Origin of the sequence: Pseudomonas putida (assembly GCF_005080685.1) — a bacterium.
In the GTDB taxonomy this organism is placed as follows: Bacteria; Pseudomonadota; Gammaproteobacteria; order Pseudomonadales; family Pseudomonadaceae; genus Aquipseudomonas; species Aquipseudomonas putida_V.
In genome coordinates, this window is record NZ_CP039371.1 from 4,715,241 (window position 1) to 4,739,647 (window position 24,407).

The window sequence follows — 24,407 nt, forward strand, 5'->3', positions numbered from 1 at the left end:
TCACTGGTCAATCCAGGCGCTTGAATACGCAGAACCCACGATTGATGACACCATCGTCCTGCAGCTTGCCCTTGTACAGCAAGAAGAAGCCCTGCTCGTAGAACGCAGACATGTTGGCAAAGAACTGGGCGTCGTTGCGAACCAGGTCGTTGCTTTCGATCACAACGATGCCGCCAGGCTCCAGCATTTCCTTCAGATCAGCCACATAGCCGTCCATGGGTTTGCCGATCCACACGTGCACCGCAAAAGAGAAAATAAGATCGAACTTGCCTGGATTACTCTGGCGATAGTCTTCAAACGAAGCCGTCAGGAACTCACAATTGTCCGCAGCGTGATAGCTCGCTAAGCGCTGGCCAATTTGCACTAACGACTCGTTGATATCGAAACCGACATAGCTGCCGACGTTCTTCGATACCTCGATGCCGAAACAACCGATATTGCAACCAATATCAAGCACGCGAGCTTTCGGATCCAACCAACGGTCAAGGGCGTACTTCTCGAAACGATGCAGTGTCGGCCGTTGACCCGGCATGTTCCAGCCTTCATGCCCCTGATAGAGTTCGCGCTTACGACCGAACTGCTGAGCCTGAGCAAAGAAGATCGCATAGATCTCAAGCAAGCATGCCAGCCACTTCTCATCTTTTACTGACGCGCCAGGAGTCGCGAAGTAGCAGAGAACCTTCGCACCATCCTCGACGGCGAGCATTTCGCGCACGGCATTTTCGGCGAACACCTCGATGACATCAGCACTGTTTGGCGTGACCGCACGCCGGAACAGGACAGGAACCTGTTTACCCTGATAGTGCACATAGCCGGTGTAATACCAGTAGCCGACGCGCGCCTTGGGAATATGCTGGAAGCCCTCTGGATACACCACTCCCGCACCGGCCTCGTAAAACGCAGGCGCGATTGCCTGAGCCACATCCTCAAATTCGAACTGTAGCGAAAGGTTCAGTGTGCCTGGCTCAATGCGCGACCAACCACAGTGCGCCAAGATACCCTCGACCCGCCCTGGATTAAGATCGAGCAGGTCACGCTCGCCGGGAGGTCCCTCAGCCGATTTGCTGGAACGGGAGAAGACCAAGGCGTTGCCGCAATAATATTCGCTGCCGGCGCTGCGCTTGTTCAGCAGCATCTCCAACTGCGCACTCACGGCACTGATATCGCCTTTGGGCTGATATGCCGAGAGACTGCCGATCCAGTGATAAGCCTCATCCAGATCGCCATTATAAAGGGCCAGAGTTGCCAGGGAGCGGCGCGCAGCGGCATGGCGGGGCTCAAAAGCAACGGTGGTGAGGAAGCAGTCGTGAGCCGCAGCATGATCGCCACGACGATTCAACAATTGCCCCAGAAGAAGTTCGCCGCCATGTCCTGCGGCGCTCCCTCCCAGGCCTCTCGCAGATAAGGCTCGGCCAGGGCATCGTGTCCTTGCTGGAGCAGCGCCGAACCCAGCGCAACCTTAACCGCCAGATCGTCTGGCTGTTGCTCAGCCAATACGCGGTATTGCGCAATCGCCTCGTCGACGTACCCGTCGCCATGCATCTTTTGCGCATAGGCGAAACTCGCCTCATAGGCGGTCGATGGATTCCCAGTCATTTACAACCTCTGCAAGAATGGCTGAAGCGAGAGGGGTGGCCCCTCGCATGCAAACACTATTTTTTCGCATCTATTCAAATAGACGCATTGTTGACAGCTAAGCCATTAGTGCAAGAAGGGGGCCAGTCCGCGCCATAAGCGCAACGCTGAGCGAAATACCAAAATCGAAATTGGAAATAAAAACCCGCTCAGATAAGCGGGTTTCGGTAAAAACAGCAGTCTTCAGTCGCGTCGCTCGATAATCGCCGAACCCCACGATAATCCCACGCCAAACCCACTGATTGCCACGCGCTTCCAGCTCGAGTCGAACATGTGCTTCTCGAGCAGCAACGGAATACTGGACGACACGGTGTTCCCTGTCTCGACCATATCCTTGACGAATTTCTCCGGCTGCCCTTCCTCGAACCGTCGCGCCACGGCATCGACGATCGCCGCGCTGCCCTGGTGAATGCAATACGCATCGATATCGGTGGATTCCAGATTGGAATCCGCCAACAACTCGTGCAGGTGCGCCGGAACTTTGACCAAAGCGAAGTTGAACACCTGGCGACCGTTCATGAAGAAGGTGCCATCGCTCACTTTCAAGTGCGGCGCACCGGTACCGTCAGTACCGAACTTCGACTTGCCCAGCACCCAGGTCGGGTTCTCACCCATCCAGGTAACGGTGGCAGCATCGCCGAACAGCATGGTGGTGTTGCGGTCTTCCGGATCGACGATCTTGGAGTACGGGTCGGCGGTGATCAGCAGGCCGTTCTTCAACCCTGCTGCTTCCATGAAGCCCTTCATCGCATAGATGCCGTAGACGTAGCCGGAGCAGCCCAGGGAGATGTCGAACGCCGCGATGTGGGTAGGCAGGCCGAGCTTGCTCTGGACGATCGCCGAGGTGTGCGGCAGGCCTTCTTCGTCGCCGTTCTGGGTGACGACGATCAACGCGTCGATGGACGCTGGATCCAACTCAGGATGACTGGCGAACAGATTGTTGACCGCTTCAACGCACAGGTCGGAGGTTTCCTGCTCGTCATCCTTGCGCGGCAGGAAGGCCGAACCGATCTTGCCAAGGATGAATGTCTCATCCTTGCCGAATTTGGCGCCTTGCGCGTAGTTGTCGAGACCGGCGGAGGGCACGTAGCTCGCTATGCTTTTAATGCCAATCATTCTGGCTTCCCAATACTGAATAGCTAAAGATCACCACTCACCTGAACGGGAGGGTGCCTGGGCGACGGGCCGGGTTGCGCAGGGTGGGCGGATATCCCCGAAACACCTGGCTGTATGGGCCCGTTTACACAATACAGTGAAGATGCGCGTTTTGACCCATAGGTCACAACCGGTATGGGACGTCACATCAGAACATCAAGATACAAAAAAGCCGAAACGAGCGCCTCTTTTTAATCAAAAAGTTAGCGGCTCGTTTCGGCTCGAAAGGTCAGATCTTGTCGAACAGGCTCAGTTGCGAGATGCGCGAGAAGGCCAGCTGCGCGGCTTGCAGCATGGTTTGCTGCAAGGTGAGCTGCACGCTGGCTTCGGCCATGTCGGTGTCGGCGATGGACGACTGGGTGGACGCATTGACCAGGCCCAGGCTGGAGTTCTCGGTCGTCTGGATGTCCAAGGCGTTGCCGCGGGCACCGATCGAGCCACGCACGATGTCGATCTGGGCGCTGGCCGAATCGAGGTTGCCGATCGCAGAGGCCACGGCATTAGTGATCGCCAGCGAAACTCCACTGTCGGACGTGGACTGGTTCAGCGCGTTCTTGAGCGTATTGATCGTGTTGAGAACATTCTGCGTCTCGTGGGAGTCAGCCGAGACAGTGAACTTGTCACCTGTTGCCGGAGTACCCGAAATATCCAGCGTGACGCCAGCGACGGTGATGGTCGAGCCGCTCACCGTACCGGTGCCGATGGCCTTGCTCGAATCGGTGAGCGGGGACGCATACACCTCGTAGTCGGTCGCGCTGGTGAACTTGATCACCGCCCCGCCTTCAGGGAAGCCTGCCGCATATGCCGCGTTGTCGGTGATGGCGCCACCAGTGACTTGAGCCGTCGAGGTATTGCTAGGCAGACGGTTGGCAGTAATGGTGTCCGGAGTACTGGACAGCGTGAAGCTGTACTGGCCTACCAAGGTGTCTGCGTCGGCCGCCTGGTCTTCATCGAGCGTCACGTTGACCGCGTATTCGACACCGCGGAAGGTGAAGTTGGTACCCGCCTCGTCATCCGGATCGATCAACCCACCAGTACTGGTTTCCGACGTCACGTCGTTACCCAACGCATCGGTTACGGTGAACTCGGTGCTGCTGGTGAACGTGACAGTATAGGGCTCGCCTGCGGTGTAAGTGCTGTTGTAGCTACGCGACGAAGTCAGAGTACCGGCGGTCAGGGTCAGGATACCCTCATCGGTGGTAGGCGAAACTTGCGTAGTCTGGGTACGCGAGACGTTGGTGGCTTGCTCGAAAAGGGTATAGCCCGTGTCGTTGGTCGCGATGCTCAAGGTATCGGACACCTGCAGACTCAGCTGGGTCTGGTCGCCTTGGTAGGTATACGTACCATCGGCGTTGCGCACGTAGGGCTGAGTCGTACTCTTGGAACCCGCGAAGATGTAGTTGCCGTTGGAGTCTTTGCTGTTGAGCAAGCTGAAAACGGTGTCCTCGATCTGGCCGAGTTCACTGGCGATCGATGCACGATCCTCGTCCGAAAGGCCACCACTGCCCGCACGCAACGTCAGCTCACGCGCACGCTGAAGCGAGTCGGTGATGCTGGTGAGAATGGACTCCTCGTTATTCAGCGCATTGGTCGCCGTAGTGATATTACTGTTGTACTGATCGAGCAAGGCACTCTGCTGCTGCAACTTGAGCAACTTGGCAGCGCCGACCGGATCATCCGCCGCGGTCTGGATGCGGCTACCCGACGAAATCTGCTCCTGGGTCTTGGTGACCGAAGCGAACGACTTCGAATAGCTGGTCATGCTGTTGGCGAAATACTGGTTGGTGGAAATACGCATGATCGCCTCCCTTACAGACTGCTGATCAGAGTTTGAAAGACTTCCTGCGCAGTCTTGATGATCTGCGAGGAGGCGGTGTAGTACTGCTGGAACTTGACCAGGCCAGCGGCTTCTTCATCCAGGTTCACCCCCGACACCGAATCGCGGCTGTCGGTCGCCGAGGTCAGCACCGCAGCGGTAGCGGTGGCATCGATCGACGCTTGGCTGGCCAGCGCGCCCACGCCCTCGACCAGCGTCGCATAGGCGCTGGTGATGCTCATGCCGACGTTGCTGCCGCTCACGCCCACGGTATTGGCGGTTTGCAACTCCAACAGGCTCTGCGCGTTACGGTTGTCGGTTGTGCCGTCCGTGTTGAACGAAACGCTGTAGCTGTCATTGGCCGCTGGCGAGCCGCTCACCGTCATCTCGAAGGTGTAGGTCATGGCGTTGCCATCGGCATCGAACATCGCGTTGCCGCTGTCATCGAGCATCGGCACGGTGACGCTCAGCGTGTTGTCCTGGTTCGGCACGATAGTACCGGTACCGATGCTCACGCCCTGAGCGTTATAGACCGTGTAACCCTGGGTACCCGAGCTTGCGGCGTCGAACACCAGCTTGACCGGGCTGGCATTCTCGATCCCGCTTTGCATCTGCGCGAGTTCGGTGCCGCCGTAGATGTCCAGGTCGGTGGTCAGCGTCGGCAGACTGAAAGTGCCGGTACCGCTGTTGCTCGAGCCAGCCACGCCAGTCAGCGCGCTAGCGAAGGCCAACTTGTTGTAGTCGGTCATCACGGTGCTGATGTTGGTCGCACCGGTACGGGTAGGAATGACCTGGAAGCTGTCGCCAGCCGACAGGGCGCCACCGTTGAGCGCCAGAGTGAAGCCGTCGATCTCTGGCGCCGGATCGTCATCCAGGCTGTAGGAGCCCATGCTGGTGCCGTCCGAGCGCACCACCGTGTAGTCCTTGTCGCTGGTGAACTTGACTTCGTAGTTGTACGCGGTCAGTGCGCTGGAGTCGGTGATGGTGACATCCAGGTTGCCGGAGCCTGCGCTGTTGCTGGCCGAAGCCAGGCTACGCTGGCTGATGGCGGAGTCGCTGTTGATGCTGGAAAACAGCATCGAGCCGAAGTCGCCGTTGAGATCCAGTCCCTGCCCCAGCTGACTGTTGATGGTATCGCTGACGACGATGGCCATGCGCCCCAGTTCGTTCAACGCCGGGTTGAGCACATCTTCGCGATACCGCAGCAGGCCGCCGATCTCACCGCCAGTGGCAACCGAAGTCACATCGGTGCTGAAGTTCTGGTAGTTGATGACCAGACTGTACTGCGACGGGTCGGTACTGCTCGCCTGGGCGGTCAATTTGTTGGCGGTGGTGCCGGTGACCAGCGCCTGACCAGTCCCCAGGTACACGTCGTAGTTACCATCACGCTCCTGCACGGTCACACCCACCAGCTCGTTGAGCTGGCGCACTGCCTCGTCACGGGCATCGAGCAGGCTGGTCGGCTCGGTGCCGTTTGCCGAGAGCGCGACGATCTGCTGGTTCAGCGTGGCGATCGACGAGGTGATGGAATTCACCTGGCCGGTCAGCGTGCTGAGCTGGGAGTTGATGCTGGTGTTCTGCTGGTTCATCTGCGAGGCAATCGAGTTGAAGCGATTGCTCAAGGTCTGCGCAGAGGTCAACAGCAGTTGCCGAGCCGCCGTATCACTGGGCGTGGACGACGCCGTTTGCAAGGCACTGAAGAACGACGACAGCACGCTGGTGATGCCGGTGGTGCTGTCCGACAGCAATGAATCGAGGGACGAGATCTGTGTGGAGTAGGTGCTGGCCTCGGTACTGAGCGAAGTACTGGCGTTGACCTGGCTCTGCAGGTAGGCACTGTAGATGCGCCGCACTTCCGACAGGGTCGTGCCACTGCCGACGTAACCCGCCCCTCCGATACTCTGCAAGGCCCCTGCCGAATTCACCGTCTGCTGGCGCGAGTAACCCGACGTCGCCACGTTGGTGATGTTGTTACTCGTGGTGGTCAGGGCACTTTGGCTTGCCGACAGCCCGGAAAGCCCAATAGAGATCAGATTCGACATGCTTCAAGCCTTATAGAGTCGTTTGTGTGCCGTTGGCTGCGTAGGTCTGGTACTTGTCGAGCTGCCGGACGATCGCCGAGATCTTCCTGGCATAGTTCGGGTCGGTGGCGTAACCGGCCTCTTGCAGCTCAGCGGCAAACTGTTCTGGGTTATCGGCCGACTTGACCACTTCTTGATAGCGATCGTTGTTCAACAACAGGTTGGCAAGGTCGTGGAAACTCTCGGCGTACGAGCCATAGGCGCGGAACGCCGCCGACTCCTTGACCATCTGGCCGTCGCGGAACTCGCTGGTGAGCGCCCTCGCCTGCTCGCCCTTCCAGCTACCGGTGGCCTTGATGTTGAACAGGTTGTGGCTGCTGCTGCCATCGCTCTGGCGCAGGATCGACCGACCCCAGCCGGTTTCCAGGGCTGCCTGAGCGACCAGTACCTTCGGCTCCACGCCAATGCGCTGGGCCGCTTCCTGGGCCATCGGCAGCATGGTGGCGACGAATTCGTCGGCGTTGGCGAAGGCGCTCTTGCCGGGCGCCAGCGGCACCTGGACCACGCTGCGCTGGCCGCCGGCCAACAGCCCGGCGAAGGCCGGCGACTGGGTCCAGTCGCCATATTCGCCTGCCGCACCGACCGCTGCCGGCGCACTACCGGCGCCACGGCGCAGGGTGTTGGCCGGTGCGGCGTTGCCAGCACCCGGCACGATGCCTGCGAGCAGGCGATCAGTCAGCTTGCTCGGCAACGACAAACGCCGCTGGTTGAGCGCGGCCACATCGTTATGCGCCGCCGCGCGCACCTGCCCGTCCGCTGCGGCGTGGTGCACGGCGCCCAAGGCACCGCTGGTGCCAGCATCGCGGTTGAACGGGTTGCCGCCTGGGCGCTGGGTCGAGGCAGTCTTGGACAACTGGCGCATCAGCACGTCCTGCAGGCCGATACCACCGCCCTCGCGGGACAGGCTGACCGCCAGCTGCTGGTCGTACATTTCCTGGTACTGCTTGGTCGTCTCGGTGTTGAGCGGGTTGTCCTTGGCCAGCACGTTGTTGGCCGCGCGCATGGACTTGAGCATCTCGCTGACGAACAGCGACTCGAATTCCTGGGCGACCTTGCGCAGGTTCTGCTCGCTGTCCTTGTCCCCGACCTTCAACGCATTGAGGCGGTTGAGGTCGGTGTAGGCGCCAGTGTCGACGGTCTTCATCTCAGCCTGCCTCAGATCACGATCAGATCGGCTTGCAGCGCACCGGCCTGCTTGAGCGCTTCGAGAATCGCCATCAGGTCGCTCGGTGCCGCGCCTACCTGGTTCACCGCACGGACGATCTCATCCAGCGTGGTGCCCGGGCCGAACTTGAACATTGGCTTGGCTTCCTGCTGGGCATTGACCCGCGAGCGCGGCACCACGGCGGTCTCGCCATTGGAGAACGGCCCCGGCTGGCTGACGATCGGGTCTTCGGTGATGGTCACGGTGAGGCTGCCGTGGGTCACGGCTGCCGGCGAGACCTTGACGTTCTGGCCGATGACGATGGTACCGGTACGCGAGTTGATGATGACCTTGGCCACGGCCTGGCCTGGGTCGATCTCCAGGTTCTCGAGGATCGACAGGTAGTCGACGCGCTGGCTCGGGTCCATCGGCGCGGTCACCCGCACCGAGCCACCGTCCACGGCCTGGGCGACGCCTGGGCCGAGCATGTCGTTGACCTTGTCGACGATGCGCTTGGCGGTAGTGAAGTCAGGGCGGTTGAGGTTCAAGGTCAGGCTGTTGCCCTGGTTGAACCCGCTCGGCACTGCCCGTTCGACGGTGGCGCCGCCCGGAATACGACCGGCCGACGGCACGTTGACGGTGATGCGCGAGCCATCCTTGCCTTCGGCATCGAAGCCACCGACCACCAGGTTGCCCTGGGCGATGGCGTAGACGTTGCCATCGATACCCTTGAGCGGGGTCATCAACAGGCTGCCGCCACGCAGGCTCTTGGAGTTACCGATCGACGACACGGTGATATCCACCACCTGGCCCGGCTTGGCGAACGCCGGCAGGTCGGCATGGATCGACACCGCGGCGACGTTCTTCAACTGCACGGTGCCGGTGTTGCTCGGCACCTTGATGCCGAACTGCGCCAGCATGTTGTTGAAGGTCTGCAGGGTGAACGGCGTCTGGGTGGTCTGGTCACCCGTGCCATTGAGGCCGACCACCAGGCCATAGCCGATCAACTGGTTGGTCCGCACGCCAGAGATGCTGGCGATATCCTTGAGGCGCTCGGCATGGGCACCGAAGGAGGCGAACACCAGCGCGGTCAGCACCAGCAGCGGTTTGAACTTGAGCATGTCGATTCGCACTCAGAAAGGCCAGTACGGGCTCAGGAAGAACCGATCGAGCCAGCCAGGCTGGCTGGCATCGGCGAACGAGCCGGTTCCCGAGTAGGTAATGCGCGCATCGGCCACGCGGGTGGACGAAACCGTGTTGTCGGTGGCGATGTCGTCGGCGCGGATCAAGCCGGCAATGCGCACCAGTTCCTCGCCGGTATTGAGTGTCATCCACTTCTCGCCGCGCACCGCGAGGATGCCGTTGGGCAGCACTTCGGCGACGGTCACGGTCACCGAGCCGGTCAGGCTGTTGCCCTGGGCCGCCTTGGCATCGCCCTTGGTATCACGGGTGCCGCTGTAGGCTGCATCCAGGCTCAACGAACCACCGCCGAACGGGCTGTTGGTCTTCACGCCACCACCGAACAGCGAGCTCAGGCCGAGGCTGGTTTCGCTGTCCTTGGCCACCGAGGAGTTGGCGCTCTTGCTCGCCGCCATCTTCTCGTTGAGCGTGATGGTGATGATGTCACCCACGCGGAATGCCTTGCGATCGGTGTACAGGTTCTGGTCGAAACCGGCCTGGTAGATCGAGCCGTTGTTGGCGGCTGCCGGCAACGGGGTACGCGGTAGCACCGGCGCATAGTACGGATCGTTGGGCTTGGCCGGCGGGGCCATGCAACCGGCCAGCAGGCAAGCGCCACCTACGGCGAAAACGACGGACAAACGATTCATGCTCATGACCTCACGGTGCTACGGGTGCTTCAAGGTGTCGGCTGATTGAAAAATCAGAGATTCTGGGTAACGAACTGCAGCATCTGGTCGGCGGTCGAGATCACCTTGGAGTTCATCTCGTAGGCGCGCTGGGTGGTGATCATGTTCACCAGTTCTTCCACCGTGCTGACGTTGGAGTTCTCCAGGGTGTTCTGCAGGGTGGTACCGAAACCGTTCAGGCCCGGGGTACCAACGTTCGGCGCACCGCTGGAGGCGGTTTCCAGGAACAGGTTGTTGCCGATCGATTGCAGGCCTGCCGGGTTGATGAAGTCAGCGGTCTGCAGGTTGCCGATCACCTGGGTTGCGGCGTTGCCGGCGGTGGTGATCGACACGGTGCCATCGGTACCGACGGTGAAGGTCTGGGCATCGGCTGGCACGACGATGGCCGGCTCCAGCGCCAAGCCATTGGCGGTCACCAACTGGCCATCGGAATCGAGGTGGAAGGTACCGTCACGGGTATAGGAGATGGTGCCGTCGGGCTGCATGATCTGGAAGAAACCACGGCCGTTGATGGCCATGTCCAGCGGCTGGTCGGTGGTCTGCAGGCTGCCGGCAGTGAAGTTCTTCTGGGTGCCGACGATGCGCACGCCGGTACCGACCTGCAGGCCGGTCGGCAGTTCGCTGTCCTGGGTCGACTGGGCACCCGGCTGGCGCTTGATCTGGTACAGCAGGTCCTGGAACTCGGCGCGGTCCTTCTTGAAACCGGTCGTCGAGACGTTGGCCAGGTTGTTGGAAATGGTCGTCAGGTTGGTGTCCTGAGCGGCGAGGCCGGTCTTGCTGACCCAGAGAGCCGGAAGCATGTGTCTTCTCCTTACGCGACGGCGTGGTTGCCGCCAGTGTCGAACAGGGGTTGGGACGGGTGTCAGCTGAGCTGCAGCACCCGCGCCATCGATTCGTCGTTTTCCTTGGCTGCAGTCATCATCTTAATCTGCAGCTCGAACTGCCGGGACAGCGCCATGATCGAGGTCATCTCGTCGACCGCGTTGACGTTGCTGCCCTCGAGGAAACCGGAAACCACCTTCACCGAGGCGTCCGCCACGAGGGGCTGACCGGTACTGCTGTGGATCAGTCCATCGGTGCCTTTGCTCAGGGTGGAGAGGTCGGGCTTGACCAACTTGATCCGGTCGACCTCGGCCATCACCGATGGGCTCTCGCCCAGGGAGCGAATGCTGATGGTGCCGTCCGAGCCGACTTCGACGTGCTCCTCCGGCGGAATCGCGATCGGCCCGCCGTTGCCGAGCACGGCCATGCCGTTGCCGGTACGCAGCACACCCAGGGAGTCGATATTGAGGCTGCCGGTGCGGGTGTAGGCCTCGCTGCCGTCAGGGGCCTGGACCGCGATCCAGCCATCGCCGTCGACCGCGACATCGAGCTCACGCCCGGTTTCGATCAACGGGCCGTGGTCGAAATCGGTGGCCGGCCGTTCGGTCATGGCGAAGGCGCGCGAGGGCAAGGTTTCGCCGAACACCGGCATCGAGCGAGCCTGCTCCAGGTCACGCTGGAAACCATTGGTCGATACGTTAGCCAGGTTGTTGGCATGGGCCTTTTGCGCCAGCGCATTCTGGCTGGCGCCGGTCATGGCCACGTACAGCATCTTGTCCACTTCAATTCTCCCTCGACGGACTTTCGCCGCCACTGACATGCTGAGGAGGTGTTAGCAAGTCTTGGGCCAAAACCCCGACAAACGCTTCACCCCAGCAATCATGGGCCTTTCGAGCCGCAAGCCGTGTAGATGACGGGCAGGTGCGCCGGCAAATCGGCGGTTGTTTGCCGGTAGGCGGCAAGGTGTTGACGCACGAAAAAACGCCGCCTGGCGCTCAGCGGCAGGCGGCGTTTCGGAAAGGTCCGGCAAAGCGGATGAACGCCTTGCCGGGGTCGACCTGGGTGCAGATGAACACGCCGGTCTCGATGCTTTGGTACTTGTACCAGGGCGCCGGTGCTGCCAGGGCCGCCAGAGGCAGCCCGAACAACAATACCCGCGCCAACCTGAACAGCGTTTTCATCAGGTCATCTGGAGGATGGTTTGCATGATGGTGCTTTCGGTGGAAATGGTCTTGGCGTTGGCCTGGTAGTTGCTCTGGGCCTTGATCAGGTTGACCAGTTCGGAGGTAAGGTCGACGTTGGAGTCTTCCAGGGCCCCGGCAGTCAACTCCCCCATCACACCGGTATTCGGCGCGCCTACAACCGGCACACCCGAGGCGTACGACTCTTTCCAGCCAGTACCACCAACCGGAGTCAGACCCTGGACGTTGGCGAAGTTGGCCAATGCAACCTGACCGATGACCTTCGACTGACCGTTGCTGTAGGTACCGAACAGGTTGCCGTCGGAGTCGATCGACAGCGACGACAGGTTACCCGGCGCGTAGCCATCCTGGGACTTGGCGGTCACCGCCGAGGTGGCGTTGTATTGGCTGGTCGCCGACATGTCGATGGTCACGCCATCGGTCGCTGCCGAGGCACCGTTGCTGGCCATGGTGCCGGCAGCGTTCTTGGCGGCCGGAACCCAGTCGGTCAGGGTCAGGTTGCCCAAGCTGTCGACGGTGAAATCGGAACTGGTCGACGCGGTCAAGGTACCTGCCGAGTTGAATGTCAGATCAGCACTGTAAGGTGTGGTGGACGTCGGATCGGCCGGGTTCACGCCATCGACGGTCACGTACATGGTCCAGGTATTCTGGTCAGTCTTGACGAAGTACTGGCTCAGACTGTGGGCGTTGCCTTGGCTGTCGTAGATGTCGGTACTGAAGGTGTAGTTGTAGGTGTCGGTGTCCGAGGCATCGAACGGGGTTTCGGTGGGCACGGTGTCCGACGAATTGAGGTTCAGCGTTTCGCTCAGGCTGGTGCTGGCCTTGGGGGCCACCGCTGCAGTGCTTACGGTCAGATCGGTCAGAATACCTTCAACAACGTTACCATCGGCATCCACACCATAACCCTGCAGGCGGTTGCCGCTGGCATCGACGATGTTGCCCGAGCTATCGGTACCGAAGGCACCGGCACGGGTATAGGTGGTCGAGCCGTTGTTGCTGGTGATGAAGAAACCGTTGCCATTGATGGCCAGGTCCAGACTGGCACCGGTGGTGCTGACGTTGCCCTGTGTGAACTGCTGGGAAATCGCCTGGGTCGTTACACCACTACCGACGGTGTAGCGCGAACCGCCCAGGAACAGGGAGTTGGCGTAAAGGTCGCCGAACTCGGCACGCGCCGACTTGAAACCGGTGGTGCCAACGTTGGCGATGTTGTTACCCGTGACATCCAGGCTGGTGGCGGCTGCGTTGAGGCCACTGAGACCGATATTGAACGACATTGCTTGACTCCTGTGCCGATGCCCGGCTTACGATCCGATAGTTTTGACGTCCGAAAGCGCGATGCTCTCGCCACTTGCCAGATTGAGCGTGTACGAACCTGCAGTGCTGCCCACGGTGACGCTATTGACCACCGACGGCAGGTAGGTGGTCTGCGCGACCTCCTCGCCATCGACTGTGGCCTTGGCCTCGAAGGTATAGGTACCGGCATCCACCGCCAGTCCATCGTTGTCGGTGCCATCCCAGGTGAAGCTGACCGTGCCGGCACTCTGCGAGCCCAGGTCGATGTTCTTCACCACATTGCCGTCGGCGTCGTACACGTTCACGGTCAGGCCGGTGGTCGACGAGGTCACGTCGATCTGGCCAGTCAAGCCAGTACCGGCAGCGACCGTCGCCGTGTCCGCCTCGGTGATGACCGAGCGCCCGACCAAGGACGAAGCCTGCAGGGCCTGGGTCGAGGTGTAGTTGCCGAGCAGGGTGTCGACGGTGTCATTGAGGGTCTGCATCGATTCCAGGCTGCTGAATTGCGCCAACTGAGCGACGAACTCGGAGTTGTCTTGGGGATCGAGCGGGTTCTGGTTCTGCAACTGGGTCACCAACAACTGCAGGAAGGTGTCCTTGCCAAGCGTGTCGGTGCTGCTGGTGCTGCTGGAGGTGTCACTGGCCAGCGCATACTGCGAGTAGATCGCGGAAGCACTGGTGGCGTCGGTAGTAGTGGTCATCGGCTATCCCTCTCACTGACCCAGGGTCAGCACTTTCTGCATCATGGTCTTGGCGGTGTTCATGATGTCGGCGTTGGTCTGGAACGCACGGCTGGCGGAGATCATGTCGGCCATCTCCTCGACCACGTTGACGTTCGGGTAGTACACGTAGCCGTCCTTGTTGGCGGCGGGATTGCTCGGTTCGTAGCGCGCCTCGAGGTTGCTCTGGTCCTCGATGATGCCCTTGACCTGCACGCCCTGCCCGGCTTCACCCTGATCCTCGAACAGCGACTGGCTGCTGCCGGCCATGGCGTTCTGGAAGGTGGTGGCGAATACCGGGTGGCGCGCACGGTAGGTCTGGTCGATGCTCGACGAGACGGTCTCGGCGTTGGCGATGTTGGAAGCAACGGTGTTGAGGCGGGTGTTCTGCGCGCTCATGCCGCTACCGGCAATGTTGAAGACACTGGCAAGGGACATGGTCACTCTCCACGCAGGGCCGAAACCAGCCCTTTGAATTTACTGTTGAGCAAGGTGAAGCTGGCCTGGAAACCGACCGCGTTCTCGGTGTAGTTCGATTGCTCGATCTGCGCGTCCACGGTGTTCTGGTCGATCGATGGCTGGGTTGGCGTGCGGTACTGCAGGGTATCGTCGGCCATGGCCAGCCCTTCGGCTTCGATGTGCTTGCTGTTGGTCCGGTCCAGGGCGAAACGCCCGCCCTTCTGCTGCTTTTCGCTCTCGGCGGCGAGCACCGACGAGAAGTCCATGTCACGCGCCTTGTAGTTGGGCGTGTCGGCGTTGGCGATGTTGTTGGCCAGCACTTCGGCGCGCTGGGCGCGGAAGCTCAGGGCCTTTTCGTGGATGCCAAGCGCCTTGTCGAAACTGATGCTCATGTCAGGGAAACCTTCGAAGGTCGACCGGAGTGTCGTTGGCCAAGGTATAGCAAGCCTTGTGCCAAACCTGGCAAAGCCTTTGAGCACGGGGTTTCAGGGGTTTTGCGAGAGGCGCCGCTGCCAGAAAAGCGGCAAAGTGCTTCCGCCAGGGGAAGCGAAAGCGGCAATTGCCGGGCGGCAAGAGCGGCAAAACAAAAAATTGACGTCAGCAAAGCAGGGGGATCAAAGGGCACCAGGCTGCGCTGATCCTGTGGGAGCGGCCTTGTGTCGCGAAAGGGCTGCGCAGCAGCCCCTGGCAGGTGAAGTCTTGATGCTGAAAGTCTGGGGCTGCTGCGCAACCCTTTCGCGACACAAGGCCGCTCCCACAGTCCGCCCTACCCTCACTTGGCCTGGTAGATGATCCCCGGACTGCACTGCACCATCTGATAATGATCAGGCAACCCGTTGAGCGCCTCCGAAGCCCCGAGGAACAGGTATCCACCCGGCTTCAGGGTGCTATGAATGCGCAGCAGGATGTCCTTCTTGACCTGGGCCGAGAAGTAGATCAGCACGTTGCGGCAGAACACGATGTCGAACTTGCCCAGGCTCGCATAGCTGTCGAGCAGGTTGAACGAGCGGAACTCGACGCGGCTGCGGATTGCCGGCTTGACCGCCCAACGCCCAGGGCCCTTGGGGTCGAAGTAGCGTTGCAGGCGCTCCTGGGACAGGCCGCGGGCGATCGCCAGGCTGTCGTACTCGCCGGTCTTGCAGTTGCTCAGCATGGACCCGGACAGGTCGGTGGCGACGATCTGCGCCCCCATCTTCAACTGCCCCAGGTTGCTGCGCTCGAACTCGTCGATGGCCATCGAGATCGAGTACGGCTCCTGCCCGGACGAGCAAGCCGCCGACCACATGCGCAGGCGCTGGCCCGGGTTGTTCTTGATGAACTCTGGAATGACCTTGTTCTTGAGCACTTCGAACGGATAGGTGTCGCGAAACCACAGCGTTTCATTGGTGGTCATGGCATCGACCACCAACTCGCGCAAGCCGCCACGCGGCTGCGTCTGGATACGCTGCACCAGCTCACCCAGGCTCTTGATGCCCTGCTGCTCCATCAGCTTGTTGAGACGGCTGGAGACCAGGTACTGCTTATTCTCGCCCAGCAGGATGCCACAGGCCTTCTCCAGGAATACCCGGAACTGTTCGAAATCCAAATTACCCGTAGACAATGCTGCCGCCTCTATTCAATCACTGATGCCAGGGTTGCCCCTGGCGGTTTCAATGGGTGGCCTTGATCCGGTCGACCACCCGCTGGGCAAGGTCGTCCGGCTTGAACTTGGCCAGGAAGTCATCGGCACCGACCTTCTTGACCATCGCCTGGTTGAACACCCCCGACAGCGAAGTATGCAGGACGATGTGCAGCTTTTGCATGCGCGGATCGCTGCGGATCTCCGCGGTCAGCGTATAACCGTCCATCTCCGGCATCTCGATGTCCGAGATCATCATCAGGAATTCTTCCTCGGGGCGCTTGCCTTCGTCCACCAGCTTGCGCAGGTAGTCCAGCGCCTGGCGGCCGTCGTTGAGCGCCACCACTTCCACCCCTACGGTCTGCAGGCAACGGGTCACCTGCTTGCGCGCCACCGACGAATCGTCGACGGTCAGCACCCGCAGCAGCACCGCCTTGTCCTGCACCTCGGCATCGACCACACCGGCGGACACCGACTCGGACGATGGCGACACTTCGGCCAGCACCTTCTCCACGTCGATGATCTCGACCATGCGGTTGTCCACCCGGGTGACCGCGGTCAGGTAGTGATCGCGACCGGTACCCTTGGGTGGCGGATGGATCTCTTCCCAGTTCATGTTGACGATGCGCTCCACCGAATGCACCAGAAAGCCCTGGGTCTTGGTGTTGTACTCGGTGATAATCACGAAGCTGTTGCGGGTTTCTTCCTGCAGCCCCGGCAACCCGGTCGCCATCGACAGGTCGAGGATCGGAATGGTCGCCCCGCGAATGTTGGCCACGCCGCGCACCACCCGGTGGGACTTGGGCATCACGGTCAGCTCGGGGCATTGCAGCACCTCCCTGACCTTGAATACGTTGATGCCATAGAGCTGCTCGCCATTGAGGCGGAACAGCAACAGCTCCAGGCGATTCTGCCCCACCAGTTGCGTGCGCTGGTTGACCGAATCCATAACACCAGCCATGCCAGACTCCTCTTTGAATCAGCCCGTTTTTATTGCCATCAGGTACCGAGTCGGCACGGGCTTTGCTTTTTTGAGCGCCATGTACACGAAAACGACATTTTCCCGACGATTGACGCGCGCGCTGTGCAGCTCGCTGGCCGCGCTGTGCCTGCTGGCCTGCGCCGGCCGCACGCTGGCGAGCGCGTTCACCTTGCCTGAACAGCTTATCGGTGTCACCCAGGGGTTTCTTGAATTCACTGTCGAGGATTATCTGGCGACCACCCAGACCGAAGGCCGCTACGAGATCCAGGTCAACCCGCTGGATCCGCGCCTGCGGATGCCGCTGTGCAGCCAGCAACTGGACGCTTCGCTCGAAGGCGGCGGCACGCCGATCGGCCGGGTGACGGTGCGGGTTCGCTGTGACAGCAGCGCGCCGTGGACGGTATTCGTCCCGGCCACCGTGCGCCTGTTCCGCGACGTGGTGGTGGTGACCCGGCCGCTGAAACGGGAAAACGTGGTCGGCGAAGGCGACGTGGCCATGCGCGAGCGTGACGTGGGGACCTTGACCCAAGGCTACCTGACCGCGCTGGACCAGGCGCTGGGCATGAAGATGCTGCGCCCCACGGTGATCGACCAGGTACTGACACCTCAGCACCTGGAGCAGGCCGAGGTGGTGCGCAAGGGCGACCATGTGGTGATCATCGCCCACAGCGGCAGCCTGAGCGTGCGCATGCCCGGCGAAGCCCTGAGCAAAGGCGGCCTGAGCGAGCAGATCCGGGTGCGCAACCTCAATTCCAAACGGGTGATCAAGGCCAGGGTCACGGGCCCGGGCCAGGTCGAGGTGGCGATGTAGAGAACGCTGGCGGCGGGGAACCGCTTTTCCTAAACTGTGTCGATAAATGGGACCGCATGCTGGCTGACAGGCGGCAGTGCATTTGCCCCTAAAGTTTCTTTCGGGTTGGCCGAAAACAAGGCAAGCGTCCCAATACCCAGAGGTTTTCTCATCATGGTCATCGACATCAGTCGTTTGAATAATTCTCCGTCCATCACGGGCGGCGTGCGCGGCACCAGCGCCTCCGGCAACGCCGAAAAAACCGGCGAAACCGTCGAGGCCACGAAAACCGCCAGCACCAGCGGAGAATCGGTACACCTGAGCCAAGAGGCCCAGCAGTTGCAGCAGGTCACCGACAAGCTGCGCGATCAGCCGGTAGTCAACAGCGCCCGCGTGGCCGAGTTGAAGCAGGCGATCGCCGACGGCAGCTACAAGGTCGACGCCGACCGGGTCGCCAGCAAGCTGCTTGATTTCGAAGCCCAGCGCTAAGCCTAAGGCGCGCTGGCTTCACGGACGCTAGAAACAAGAGTTAGCCATGCACGACACGACGCTGCTGCAACTGATTGAACACGACATTGCGCCCATGCAAGAGTTGCTCGACCTTCTCAATCAGGAGTCGGTCGCACTGCACGGGCGCAATATGCCGCTGCTGGAACAGATCCTGGCACGCAAGCAGTCGTTGATCATCCTGCTCGAGCAACACGGGCAGCGGCGTAGACAGTTGCTTACCGGTCTCGGCCACAGCGCCGACCACGCTGGCGTGGAAGCCGTTGCGGCGAAGTCGCCCAACGGCAAGATCATGCTCGAGCGCCTGCAAATGCTCACTGACTTGATGGAAGCCTGCCAGAAAGTCAACGTGACCAACGGCAAGATCATCCAGGTTCAGCAGAACGCCACGGCCAACCAGATCCGAGTCCTCATGGGGGGCGATGCCCCGTCGCTCTACAACAGCCGTGGTGCCACTTCCCTACTGGCCAAGCCCCGGGCGCTCAGCCAGGTGTGATTTTTTCTATTCAAGGCACGGAACATACTGGCAAAATGCCGTTACTTGCGTGTGTCGTTTTTGCCTGGAGATTGATAACCCGTGTTCAATGAAACCGATGCCCCGCAGCCGCCAAAGGTGCTTACCACCCCTTTGGAGATCGTGGCCAACCTGCGCCAGTTGATGGATAGCCATGATCCGCTGATCATCACCTTCCCCGAGCGCAGCCAGCGGTTCCAGAGCTACGTGGTGCATGTAGACCGCGACAGCAATGCCCTGGCGCTGGACGAACTGATCCCGCGCGACGGCGAAAAATTCATCGAGAACGGCGAGCCTTTCCGCGTCGAAGGCTTCCATGATGGCGTGCGTATCGCCTGGGAATGCCACAGCGAGCTGAAGATCACCGAAATCGACGGCCATCGCTGCTACCGTGGCGGCCTGCCCGAGGAAATGACCTATCACCAGCGCCGCAATGCCTTCCGTGCGGCCCTGAAGTTGTCGCAATTGCTCGACATCATCCTCGACGGCACCCACCTCAAGGGCAACGGCGCCTTGCGCGGCAAGCTGCTGGACATCTCCGCCACCGGCTGCAAACTGCGTTTCGAAGGCAACGTCGAAGAACGCCTGCAACTGGGCCAGGTGTACGAGCGCTTCAAGGCCGGCAATCCGCTGGGCCTGACCGACATCATGGTCGAGCTGCGCCACCTGCACTTCGAGGAGCGCATCAACACCACCTTCGCCGGGGTACGCTTCCACAACCTCAACGGCCAGGCCCAACGCAAGATCGAGAGCCTGGTGTACCAGTTGCAACGTGAAGCACGGCGCTTCGACAAGGACGACTATTGATCGCCCCGTAGAAACACCGACGCCACCCATTGGGTGGCGTTTTCGTTCAGGCGTATCGACGAACCTCAAACCGACTTGCTGACTTCATCCTCCGCCTGGGCCTCGCCAGCCGGCTCGTCTTTCTCTTCGCCTTCGGTATCTTCCGCCGCCACTGGCGACTGCATCACATCCTGTACGGTCTGCTCGTCCACCCGTGGGTCGAGGGCCGCCGACAAGGGCGAGCCGGCCGCCGGCATGGCCACGTGGCCCAGTGGCGCGTCGTCGACCTGGTGCAGCCCGGTGACCGCCTTGGGCCGAATGCGCCAGACCAGCACCAGGGCAAAGAACACGAAGAAGGCATACAGCATCTGCGGCCCCAGGTACTTCATCAGCACCCCCGCCGCCAGCGGCCCGATACAGGCGCCGACGCCATAGGTCACCAGCAGCATGGCCGTCAGCGAGACGCGTCGCTCGCTTTCCACATGGTCGTTGGAAAACGCCACGGCCAGCGGATACAGGCAGAACTGCAACAGCGAAATGACGAAGCCGATACCGAACAGCAACTCCAACGGCACGCTGGGCAGTATCGCCAAAGGCGCCGAGACCACCGCCAGACCTACCGCCACGCCGCGAATCAGCACCGCCCGGTCGTAACGGTCGGACAGCCAGCCCAGCGGCCACTGCACCACCAGCCCGGCAAGAATGCAGCTACCCATGAACAGGCCGACCTGCTCGGTCGGCAAGCCCTGGCTGGAGGCATACAGCGGCGCCAGGCCGTAGAACGAGCCGACGATCAGCCCCGAGCCCAGCACCGTGCTCAACGACTGCGGCACCCGCTTGATGAAGAACTTCGGCTCCATCGGGGCCGGGCGCAGGGGCGCCGGGTGGATGCGCCGGGTCATCGCCACCGGCACCAGGCACAGGGCAAAGCACATGGCGACCAACATCAGCAGTTCCGGGCCCAACTGCGGGTGCACCACCAGGATCAGTTGGCCGAGCACCAGGCCCAGGTACGAAGCGATCATGTAGCCACTGAACACCGCGCCGCGCTGCTTGGCATCGGCCTGTTCGTTGAGCCAGCTTTCCAGGACCATGTACTGGCACATCATGCCCAGGCCGACGATCATCCGCAGGCCGACCCAGGCCGGCAGCCAGCTGGTCAGGCCATGGCCCAGCACGGCAGCGCCGACGATACCGGCGCAGGTGGCGTAGGCGCGGATATGCCCGACCCGGCCAATCAACCGGTGGCCGACCTTGCCACCCACGGCCAGGCCGAAATAGTTGGCCGCCATCAACGCACCCACCCACAGGCTGTCGACGTTCTCGGCCGCCAGGCGCAACGCCAGGTAGGTACTCAACAGACCCGAGCCGATCAGCATCATCAGGGCGGCAAAATACAGCGAGCGAAAAGACTTCCAGATGTTGCGCATACGTCCCGTGAAGCTCCCTGGTCAGGTGGCGGGTGGGTTGCAGCCAAGCATAAAAGCAAATCGTTGGCGACGCAGGCCCGGGCCTGCAAAAAAACCGGCCCAGGGCGCGTCCAGTAGCGGTCGTGTCGCGATCAGGCCTGAGCCGCCAGCACCCGTCGTTCCCACGGGGTGATTTCGTCGAGGAAATCAGCCAGCTCCAGGGTCTTGGTCGCGATGTAGCCTTCGATGAACTCGGCACCGAACAGTTCCTTGGCCAGGCGACTGTGTGCCAGGCGCTGCAACGCCGCATGCAAGGTGCAGGGCAAGCTCAGCTGCGGCGGCACCTCGAATTCGCCCTGGATGGCCGGCGCCGGCGGCAAGCGCTGCTCGATGCCGTGCAGCCCGGCGGCAAGGCTCGCGGCGATCGCCAGGTAGGGGTTGGCATCGGCGCCCGGCAAGCGGTTCTCGACGCGCCGCGCCACCGGTGCGCTGGCCGGAATGCGCAGGCCGGCGGCGCGGTTGTCCTCGGACCAGCAGGCGTTGTTCGGCGAAGCGTACGGGTGACAGAGGCGCTGGTAGGAATTGACGTTGGGCGCGAACAACGCGGTGAAGTCGGCCAGGCACGCCTGCAGGCCGCCAATGAAGTGATGGAAGGTCTCGCTGGGGGCGCCCTGGGCGTCGCTGAACACGTTGCGGCCAGTGCCGATCTCCACCAGGCTCTGGTGGATGTGCATCGAGCTGCCCGGCGTATGCGCCAGCGGCTTGGCCATGCACACCACGGTCAGGCCGTGCTTGAGCGCCACTTCCTTGAGCAGGTGCTTGAACAGGAAGGTCTGATCGGCGAGCTGCAGCGGGTCGCCGTGCAGCAGGTTGATCTCGAACTGGCTGACGCCCATTTCGTGCATGAAGGTGTCACGTGGCAGGCCCAGCGCGGCCATGCACGGGTAGACCTCTTCAAAGAATGGCCGCAAGCCGTTGTTCGAGCTGACGCTGAACGCCGAGTGGCCCAGTTCGCGGCGGCCATCCAGACCGATCGGTGGTTGGAACGCTTGGTGCGGGTCGACATTGGGTGCCAGGACGAAGAACTCGAGCTCGGTGGCCACGACAGGTGCCAGGCCGAGTGCGGCGTAGCGCCCGATCACCGCCTTGAGCAGGCCACGGGTGGACAGGCCCGAAGGTGTGCCGTCGAGTTCGACCGCGTCACAGATGGCCAGCGCCCTGCCCTTGTCGCTCCATGGCAGGCGATGGGTCTGGCTCGGTTCGGCGACCAAGGCCAGGTCACCGTCGTCACTGCCGTAGAACCTCGCCGGCGGGTAACCACCCATGATGCATTGCAGCAACACGCCGCGTGCCATCTGCAGGCGGCGGCCTTCGAGGAAGCCCTCGGCGGTCATCACCTTGCCCCGCGGGACGCCGTTGAGATCGGGGGTGACGCATTCGACCTGGTCGATGCCCTTGAGCTGCTCGGCGAGCGAACGCGGTCTGCTGGTGGTCATGACGCTTGTCCTTGTCGTTGGGGGCTGGCAACAACATAGGCTGGGGATGATCGGGTTATCAAGCGGCCAGGGTTGTCTGGGCCGGCCCTTTCGCGGGCAAGCCCGCTCCTACAGAGACACTGCCGGTTCCGAACATTGCACCCATCCTGTGGGCGCGGGCTTGCCCGCGAAAGGGCCGGCCCAGGCTTATCCTATTCCCGCAATGTCATCCCATTGGCCGGCAACGGCAACGCAGTCTTGTACCGCACCTGCTTCAAGGCAAAGCTCGAGCGAATGTTGGCCACGCCCGGCAGCCGCGTCAGGTAATCGAGAAACCGCTCCAGCGCCTGGATGCTCGGCAGCAGCACGCGCAGCAGGTAATCCGGGTCACCCGTCATCAGGTAGCACTCCATCACTTCCGGCCGCTCGGCGATTTCCTCCTCGAAACGATGCAACGACTGCTCGACCTGCTTTTCCAAGCTCACATGAATGAACACGTTCACATCCAGCCCCAGCACTTCGGGCGACAACAACGTCACCTGCTGGCGGATCACCCCCAGCTCCTCCATGGCCTTGACCCGGTTGAAACACGGGGTCGGCGACAGGTTCACCGAACGCGCCAGCTCGGCGTTGGTGATGCGGGCGTTTTCCTGAAGGCTGTTGAGGATGCCGATATCGGTACGGTCGAGCTTACGCATGAGACAAATTCACCGGTTTTTTGTGTTTATAGGGAATGTTTATCTGCGCTCGTCGGCAAAGGCAACCAACATGAGAGAAAAATTCTCCTGCCGTCCCTCTAAGATGTAATCAACGCTGACCTGCCAGTCACGAGCCTGCAGCCAGCAGCGGCCGTTTCAAAGCTCACAAAAACAACATTCGAGCGAGCGTAAACAGCATGAACGAGTACGCCCCCCTGCGTTTGCATGTGCCCGAGCCCACAGGCCGGCCAGGCTGCCAGACCGATTTCTCCTACCTGCGCCTGAACGACGCGGGTCAAGTTCGCAAACCGCCCATCGACGTCGATGCCGCCGATACCGCCGACCTGTCCAAAAGCCTGGTCCGCGTGCTCGACGAGCATGGCAACGCCCTGGGCCCCTGGGCCGAGGACATCGACCCGCAGATTCTCCGCCAGGGCATGCGCGCCATGCTCAAGACGCGCATCTTCGACAGCCGCATGGTGGTCGCCCAGCGCCAGAAGAAGATGTCGTTCTACATGCAGAGCCTGGGCGAAGAGGCCATCGGCAGCGCCCAGGCCCTGGCGCTCAACCGCACCGACATGTGCTTCCCCACCTACCGCCAGCAGAGCATCCTCATGGCCCGCGACGTGTCGCTGGTGGAGATGATCTGCCAGCTGCTGTCCAACGAGCGCGACCCGCTCAAGGGCCGCCAGCTGCCGATCATGTATTCGGTACGCGAGGCCGGTTTCTTCACCATCAGCGGCAACCTGGCGACCCAGTTCGTGCAGGCGGTCGGCTGGGCCATGGCCTCGGCGATCAAGGGCGATACCAAGATCGCCTCGGCCTGGATCGGCGATGGCGCCACCGCCGAGTCGGACTTCCACACCGCCCTGACCTTCGCCCACGTGTACCGGGCGCCGGTGATCCTCAACGTGGTCAACAACCAGTGGGCGATCTCCACCTTCCAGGCCATCGCCGGGGGTGAGGCCACCACCTTCGCGGGCCGTGGCGTGGGCTGCGGCATCGCCTCGCTGCGGGTCGACGGCAACGACTTCGTCGCCGTGTACGCCGCCTCGCGCTGGGCCGCCGAGCGCGCCCGCCGTGGCCTGGGCCCGAGCTTGATCGAATGGGTCACCTACCGCGCAGGCCCGCACTCGACCTCCGACGACCCGTCCAAATACCGCCCCGCCGACGACTGGAGCCACTTCCCGCTGGGCGACCCGATCGCCCGCCTGAAGCAGCACCTGATCGCCATCGGCCACTGGTCCGAGGAAGAACACCAGGCCACTACTGCCGAGCTCGAAGCCGCCGTGGTCGCCGCGCAGAAGGAGGCCGAGCAGTACGGCACCCTTGCCAATGGCCATATCCCCAGCGCCGCCTCGATGTTCGAGGACGTGTACAAGGACATGCCCGACCACCTGCGCCGCCAGCGCCAGGAACTGGGGGTTTGAG

General features: G+C 61.7%; 25 protein-coding genes. 5 read left to right on the top strand and 20 right to left on the bottom strand.

What is annotated here, in order from left to right:
• Positions 1-7: 7 nt before the first annotated feature.
• The 17 genes from E6B08_RS21820 to E6B08_RS21900 form a co-directional block, all read right to left on the bottom strand.
• On the bottom strand, positions 8-1,339 hold the full coding sequence (locus E6B08_RS21820) for a class I SAM-dependent methyltransferase (RefSeq protein WP_136915914.1): 1,332 nt from the start codon (positions 1,337-1,339) through the stop codon (positions 8-10).
• A complete protein-coding gene (locus tag E6B08_RS21825; RefSeq protein WP_136915915.1) occupies positions 1,336-1,596 on the bottom strand; it encodes a hypothetical protein in 261 nt (86 codons plus the stop codon). Before E6B08_RS21825 ends, E6B08_RS21820 begins: the two co-directional genes overlap by 4 nt.
• 222 nt (positions 1,597-1,818) lie before the next feature.
• A complete protein-coding gene (locus tag E6B08_RS21830) occupies positions 1,819-2,751 on the bottom strand; it encodes a ketoacyl-ACP synthase III (RefSeq protein WP_136915916.1) in 933 nt (310 codons plus the stop codon).
• A 268-nt stretch (positions 2,752-3,019) separates the two neighbouring features.
• Positions 3,020-4,588 carry a flagellar hook-associated protein 3 gene (locus tag E6B08_RS21835; protein ID WP_136915917.1) on the bottom strand — a complete coding sequence of 523 codons (1,569 nt, stop codon included), beginning with the start codon at positions 4,586-4,588 and terminating at the stop codon, positions 3,020-3,022.
• 11 nt (positions 4,589-4,599) lie between these two features.
• The gene (gene flgK, locus E6B08_RS21840; RefSeq protein ID WP_136915918.1) at positions 4,600-6,648 is read right to left on the bottom strand and encodes a flagellar hook-associated protein FlgK; all 2,049 of its coding nucleotides are present in this window, start codon (positions 6,646-6,648) and stop codon (positions 4,600-4,602) included.
• A 10-nt stretch (positions 6,649-6,658) separates the two neighbouring features.
• Positions 6,659-7,831: a flagellar assembly peptidoglycan hydrolase FlgJ gene (gene flgJ, locus E6B08_RS21845; protein ID WP_136915919.1), complete on the bottom strand. Its 1,173-nt coding sequence runs from the start codon at positions 7,829-7,831 to the stop codon at positions 6,659-6,661.
• Positions 7,832-7,842: 11 nt separating this feature from the next.
• The gene (locus E6B08_RS21850) at positions 7,843-8,952 is read right to left on the bottom strand and encodes a flagellar basal body P-ring protein FlgI (RefSeq protein WP_136915920.1); all 1,110 of its coding nucleotides are present in this window, start codon (positions 8,950-8,952) and stop codon (positions 7,843-7,845) included.
• A 12-nt stretch (positions 8,953-8,964) separates the two neighbouring features.
• The gene (flgH, locus tag E6B08_RS21855) at positions 8,965-9,660 is read right to left on the bottom strand and encodes a flagellar basal body L-ring protein FlgH (protein ID WP_136915921.1); all 696 of its coding nucleotides are present in this window, start codon (positions 9,658-9,660) and stop codon (positions 8,965-8,967) included.
• A gap of 53 nt (positions 9,661-9,713) precedes the next feature.
• Positions 9,714-10,499, bottom strand: a complete 786-nt coding sequence (gene flgG / locus E6B08_RS21860; RefSeq protein ID WP_136915922.1) for a flagellar basal-body rod protein FlgG — start codon at positions 10,497-10,499, stop codon at positions 9,714-9,716.
• A gap of 62 nt (positions 10,500-10,561) precedes the next feature.
• Positions 10,562-11,302 (bottom strand): flagellar basal-body rod protein FlgF, encoded by a 741-nt coding sequence (gene flgF / locus E6B08_RS21865; protein ID WP_136915923.1) that lies wholly within the window; start codon positions 11,300-11,302, stop codon positions 10,562-10,564.
• A 214-nt stretch (positions 11,303-11,516) separates the two neighbouring features.
• Positions 11,517-11,702 (bottom strand): hypothetical protein, encoded by a 186-nt coding sequence (locus tag E6B08_RS21870; RefSeq protein WP_136915924.1) that lies wholly within the window; start codon positions 11,700-11,702, stop codon positions 11,517-11,519.
• Complete coding sequence (gene flgE, locus E6B08_RS21875; protein ID WP_136915925.1) at positions 11,702-13,000, bottom strand: flagellar hook protein FlgE; 1,299 nt, start codon at positions 12,998-13,000, stop codon at positions 11,702-11,704. Before flgE ends, E6B08_RS21870 begins: the two co-directional genes overlap by 1 nt.
• Before the next feature lie 27 nt (positions 13,001-13,027).
• Positions 13,028-13,720, bottom strand: coding sequence for a flagellar hook assembly protein FlgD (locus tag E6B08_RS21880; RefSeq protein ID WP_136915926.1), 693 nt, complete (start codon positions 13,718-13,720; stop codon positions 13,028-13,030).
• 12 nt (positions 13,721-13,732) lie between these two features.
• Positions 13,733-14,176, bottom strand: a complete 444-nt coding sequence (gene flgC / locus E6B08_RS21885) for a flagellar basal body rod protein FlgC (RefSeq protein ID WP_133328287.1) — start codon at positions 14,174-14,176, stop codon at positions 13,733-13,735.
• Positions 14,177-14,178: 2 nt separating this feature from the next.
• Positions 14,179-14,589 carry a flagellar basal body rod protein FlgB gene (gene flgB / locus E6B08_RS21890; protein WP_136915927.1) on the bottom strand — a complete coding sequence of 137 codons (411 nt, stop codon included), beginning with the start codon at positions 14,587-14,589 and terminating at the stop codon, positions 14,179-14,181.
• A 380-nt stretch (positions 14,590-14,969) separates the two neighbouring features.
• Entirely contained in the window at positions 14,970-15,797 is an 828-nt protein-coding gene (gene cheR / locus E6B08_RS21895) for a protein-glutamate O-methyltransferase CheR (RefSeq protein ID WP_136915928.1), read from the bottom strand.
• Positions 15,798-15,846: 49 nt separating this feature from the next.
• Positions 15,847-16,776, bottom strand: coding sequence for a chemotaxis protein CheV (locus E6B08_RS21900; protein WP_133328281.1), 930 nt, complete (start codon positions 16,774-16,776; stop codon positions 15,847-15,849).
• Between the two features lie 79 nt (positions 16,777-16,855).
• On the opposite strand from E6B08_RS21900, the gene flgA reads away from it, so the two are divergent.
• From flgA to E6B08_RS21920, 4 genes are all read left to right on the top strand, one after another.
• Positions 16,856-17,608 (top strand): flagellar basal body P-ring formation chaperone FlgA, encoded by a 753-nt coding sequence (gene flgA / locus E6B08_RS21905; RefSeq protein ID WP_136915929.1) that lies wholly within the window; start codon positions 16,856-16,858, stop codon positions 17,606-17,608.
• 153 nt (positions 17,609-17,761) lie between these two features.
• Positions 17,762-18,076, top strand: coding sequence for a flagellar biosynthesis anti-sigma factor FlgM (gene flgM / locus E6B08_RS21910; protein WP_136915930.1), 315 nt, complete (start codon positions 17,762-17,764; stop codon positions 18,074-18,076).
• Positions 18,077-18,122: 46 nt separating this feature from the next.
• Positions 18,123-18,590, top strand: coding sequence for a flagella synthesis protein FlgN (locus E6B08_RS21915; RefSeq protein WP_136915931.1), 468 nt, complete (start codon positions 18,123-18,125; stop codon positions 18,588-18,590).
• Between the two features lie 81 nt (positions 18,591-18,671).
• A complete protein-coding gene (locus E6B08_RS21920; RefSeq protein ID WP_136915932.1) occupies positions 18,672-19,415 on the top strand; it encodes a flagellar brake protein in 744 nt (247 codons plus the stop codon).
• A gap of 65 nt (positions 19,416-19,480) precedes the next feature.
• Here E6B08_RS21920 and E6B08_RS21925 read toward each other — a convergent pair whose 3' ends face one another.
• The 3 genes from E6B08_RS21925 to bkdR all read right to left on the bottom strand — a co-directional run bounded on the left by E6B08_RS21925 (position 19,481) and on the right by bkdR (position 22,976).
• On the bottom strand, positions 19,481-20,824 hold the full coding sequence (locus E6B08_RS21925) for an MFS transporter (RefSeq protein ID WP_136915933.1): 1,344 nt from the start codon (positions 20,822-20,824) through the stop codon (positions 19,481-19,483).
• Between the two features lie 131 nt (positions 20,825-20,955).
• Positions 20,956-22,197: a glutamine synthetase family protein gene (locus E6B08_RS21930; RefSeq protein WP_192938696.1), complete on the bottom strand. Its 1,242-nt coding sequence runs from the start codon at positions 22,195-22,197 to the stop codon at positions 20,956-20,958.
• 293 nt (positions 22,198-22,490) lie between these two features.
• Positions 22,491-22,976 carry a Bkd operon transcriptional regulator BkdR gene (bkdR, locus tag E6B08_RS21935; protein ID WP_054891915.1) on the bottom strand — a complete coding sequence of 162 codons (486 nt, stop codon included), beginning with the start codon at positions 22,974-22,976 and terminating at the stop codon, positions 22,491-22,493.
• A 197-nt stretch (positions 22,977-23,173) separates the two neighbouring features.
• Between bkdR and E6B08_RS21940 the strand changes: the two genes are divergently transcribed.
• On the top strand, positions 23,174-24,406 hold the full coding sequence (locus tag E6B08_RS21940) for a 3-methyl-2-oxobutanoate dehydrogenase (2-methylpropanoyl-transferring) subunit alpha (protein WP_136915935.1): 1,233 nt from the start codon (positions 23,174-23,176) through the stop codon (positions 24,404-24,406).
• The last annotated feature ends 1 nt before the right edge of the window (position 24,407 follow it).

What these genes read in the sequence shown, in the direction of transcription:
- E6B08_RS21825 (WP_136915915.1), bottom strand. Translation starts at nt 1,596, where the DNA reads ATGACTGGGAATCCATCGACCGCCTATGAGGCGAGTTTCGCCTATGCG.
- E6B08_RS21830 (WP_136915916.1), bottom strand. Translation starts at nt 2,751, where the DNA reads ATGATTGGCATTAAAAGCATAGCGAGCTACGTGCCCTCCGCCGGTCTC.
- E6B08_RS21835 (WP_136915917.1), bottom strand. Translation starts at nt 4,588, where the DNA reads ATGCGTATTTCCACCAACCAGTATTTCGCCAACAGCATGACCAGCTAT.
- flgK (WP_136915918.1), bottom strand. Translation starts at nt 6,648, where the DNA reads ATGTCGAATCTGATCTCTATTGGGCTTTCCGGGCTGTCGGCAAGCCAA.
- flgJ (WP_136915919.1), bottom strand. Translation starts at nt 7,831, where the DNA reads ATGAAGACCGTCGACACTGGCGCCTACACCGACCTCAACCGCCTCAAT.
- E6B08_RS21850 (WP_136915920.1), bottom strand. Translation starts at nt 8,952, where the DNA reads ATGCTCAAGTTCAAACCGCTGCTGGTGCTGACCGCGCTGGTGTTCGCC.
- flgH (WP_136915921.1), bottom strand. Translation starts at nt 9,660, where the DNA reads ATGAATCGTTTGTCCGTCGTTTTCGCCGTAGGTGGCGCTTGCCTGCTG.
- flgG (WP_136915922.1), bottom strand. Translation starts at nt 10,499, where the DNA reads ATGCTTCCGGCTCTCTGGGTCAGCAAGACCGGCCTCGCCGCTCAGGAC.
- E6B08_RS21870 (WP_136915924.1), bottom strand. Translation starts at nt 11,702, where the DNA reads ATGAAAACGCTGTTCAGGTTGGCGCGGGTATTGTTGTTCGGGCTGCCT.
- flgE (WP_136915925.1), bottom strand. Translation starts at nt 13,000, where the DNA reads ATGTCGTTCAATATCGGTCTCAGTGGCCTCAACGCAGCCGCCACCAGC.
- E6B08_RS21880 (WP_136915926.1), bottom strand. Translation starts at nt 13,720, where the DNA reads ATGACCACTACTACCGACGCCACCAGTGCTTCCGCGATCTACTCGCAG.
- flgC (WP_133328287.1), bottom strand. Translation starts at nt 14,176, where the DNA reads ATGTCCCTTGCCAGTGTCTTCAACATTGCCGGTAGCGGCATGAGCGCG.
- flgB (WP_136915927.1), bottom strand. Translation starts at nt 14,589, where the DNA reads ATGAGCATCAGTTTCGACAAGGCGCTTGGCATCCACGAAAAGGCCCTG.
- E6B08_RS21900 (WP_133328281.1), bottom strand. Translation starts at nt 16,776, where the DNA reads ATGGCTGGTGTTATGGATTCGGTCAACCAGCGCACGCAACTGGTGGGG.
- flgA (WP_136915929.1), top strand. Translation starts at nt 16,856, where the DNA reads ATGTACACGAAAACGACATTTTCCCGACGATTGACGCGCGCGCTGTGC.
- flgM (WP_136915930.1), top strand. Translation starts at nt 17,762, where the DNA reads ATGGTCATCGACATCAGTCGTTTGAATAATTCTCCGTCCATCACGGGC.
- E6B08_RS21915 (WP_136915931.1), top strand. Translation starts at nt 18,123, where the DNA reads ATGCACGACACGACGCTGCTGCAACTGATTGAACACGACATTGCGCCC.
- E6B08_RS21925 (WP_136915933.1), bottom strand. Translation starts at nt 20,824, where the DNA reads ATGCGCAACATCTGGAAGTCTTTTCGCTCGCTGTATTTTGCCGCCCTG.
- E6B08_RS21930 (WP_192938696.1), bottom strand. Translation starts at nt 22,197, where the DNA reads ATGACCGCCGAGGGCTTCCTCGAAGGCCGCCGCCTGCAGATGGCACGC.
- bkdR (WP_054891915.1), bottom strand. Translation starts at nt 22,976, where the DNA reads ATGCGTAAGCTCGACCGTACCGATATCGGCATCCTCAACAGCCTTCAG.
- E6B08_RS21940 (WP_136915935.1), top strand. Translation starts at nt 23,174, where the DNA reads ATGAACGAGTACGCCCCCCTGCGTTTGCATGTGCCCGAGCCCACAGGC.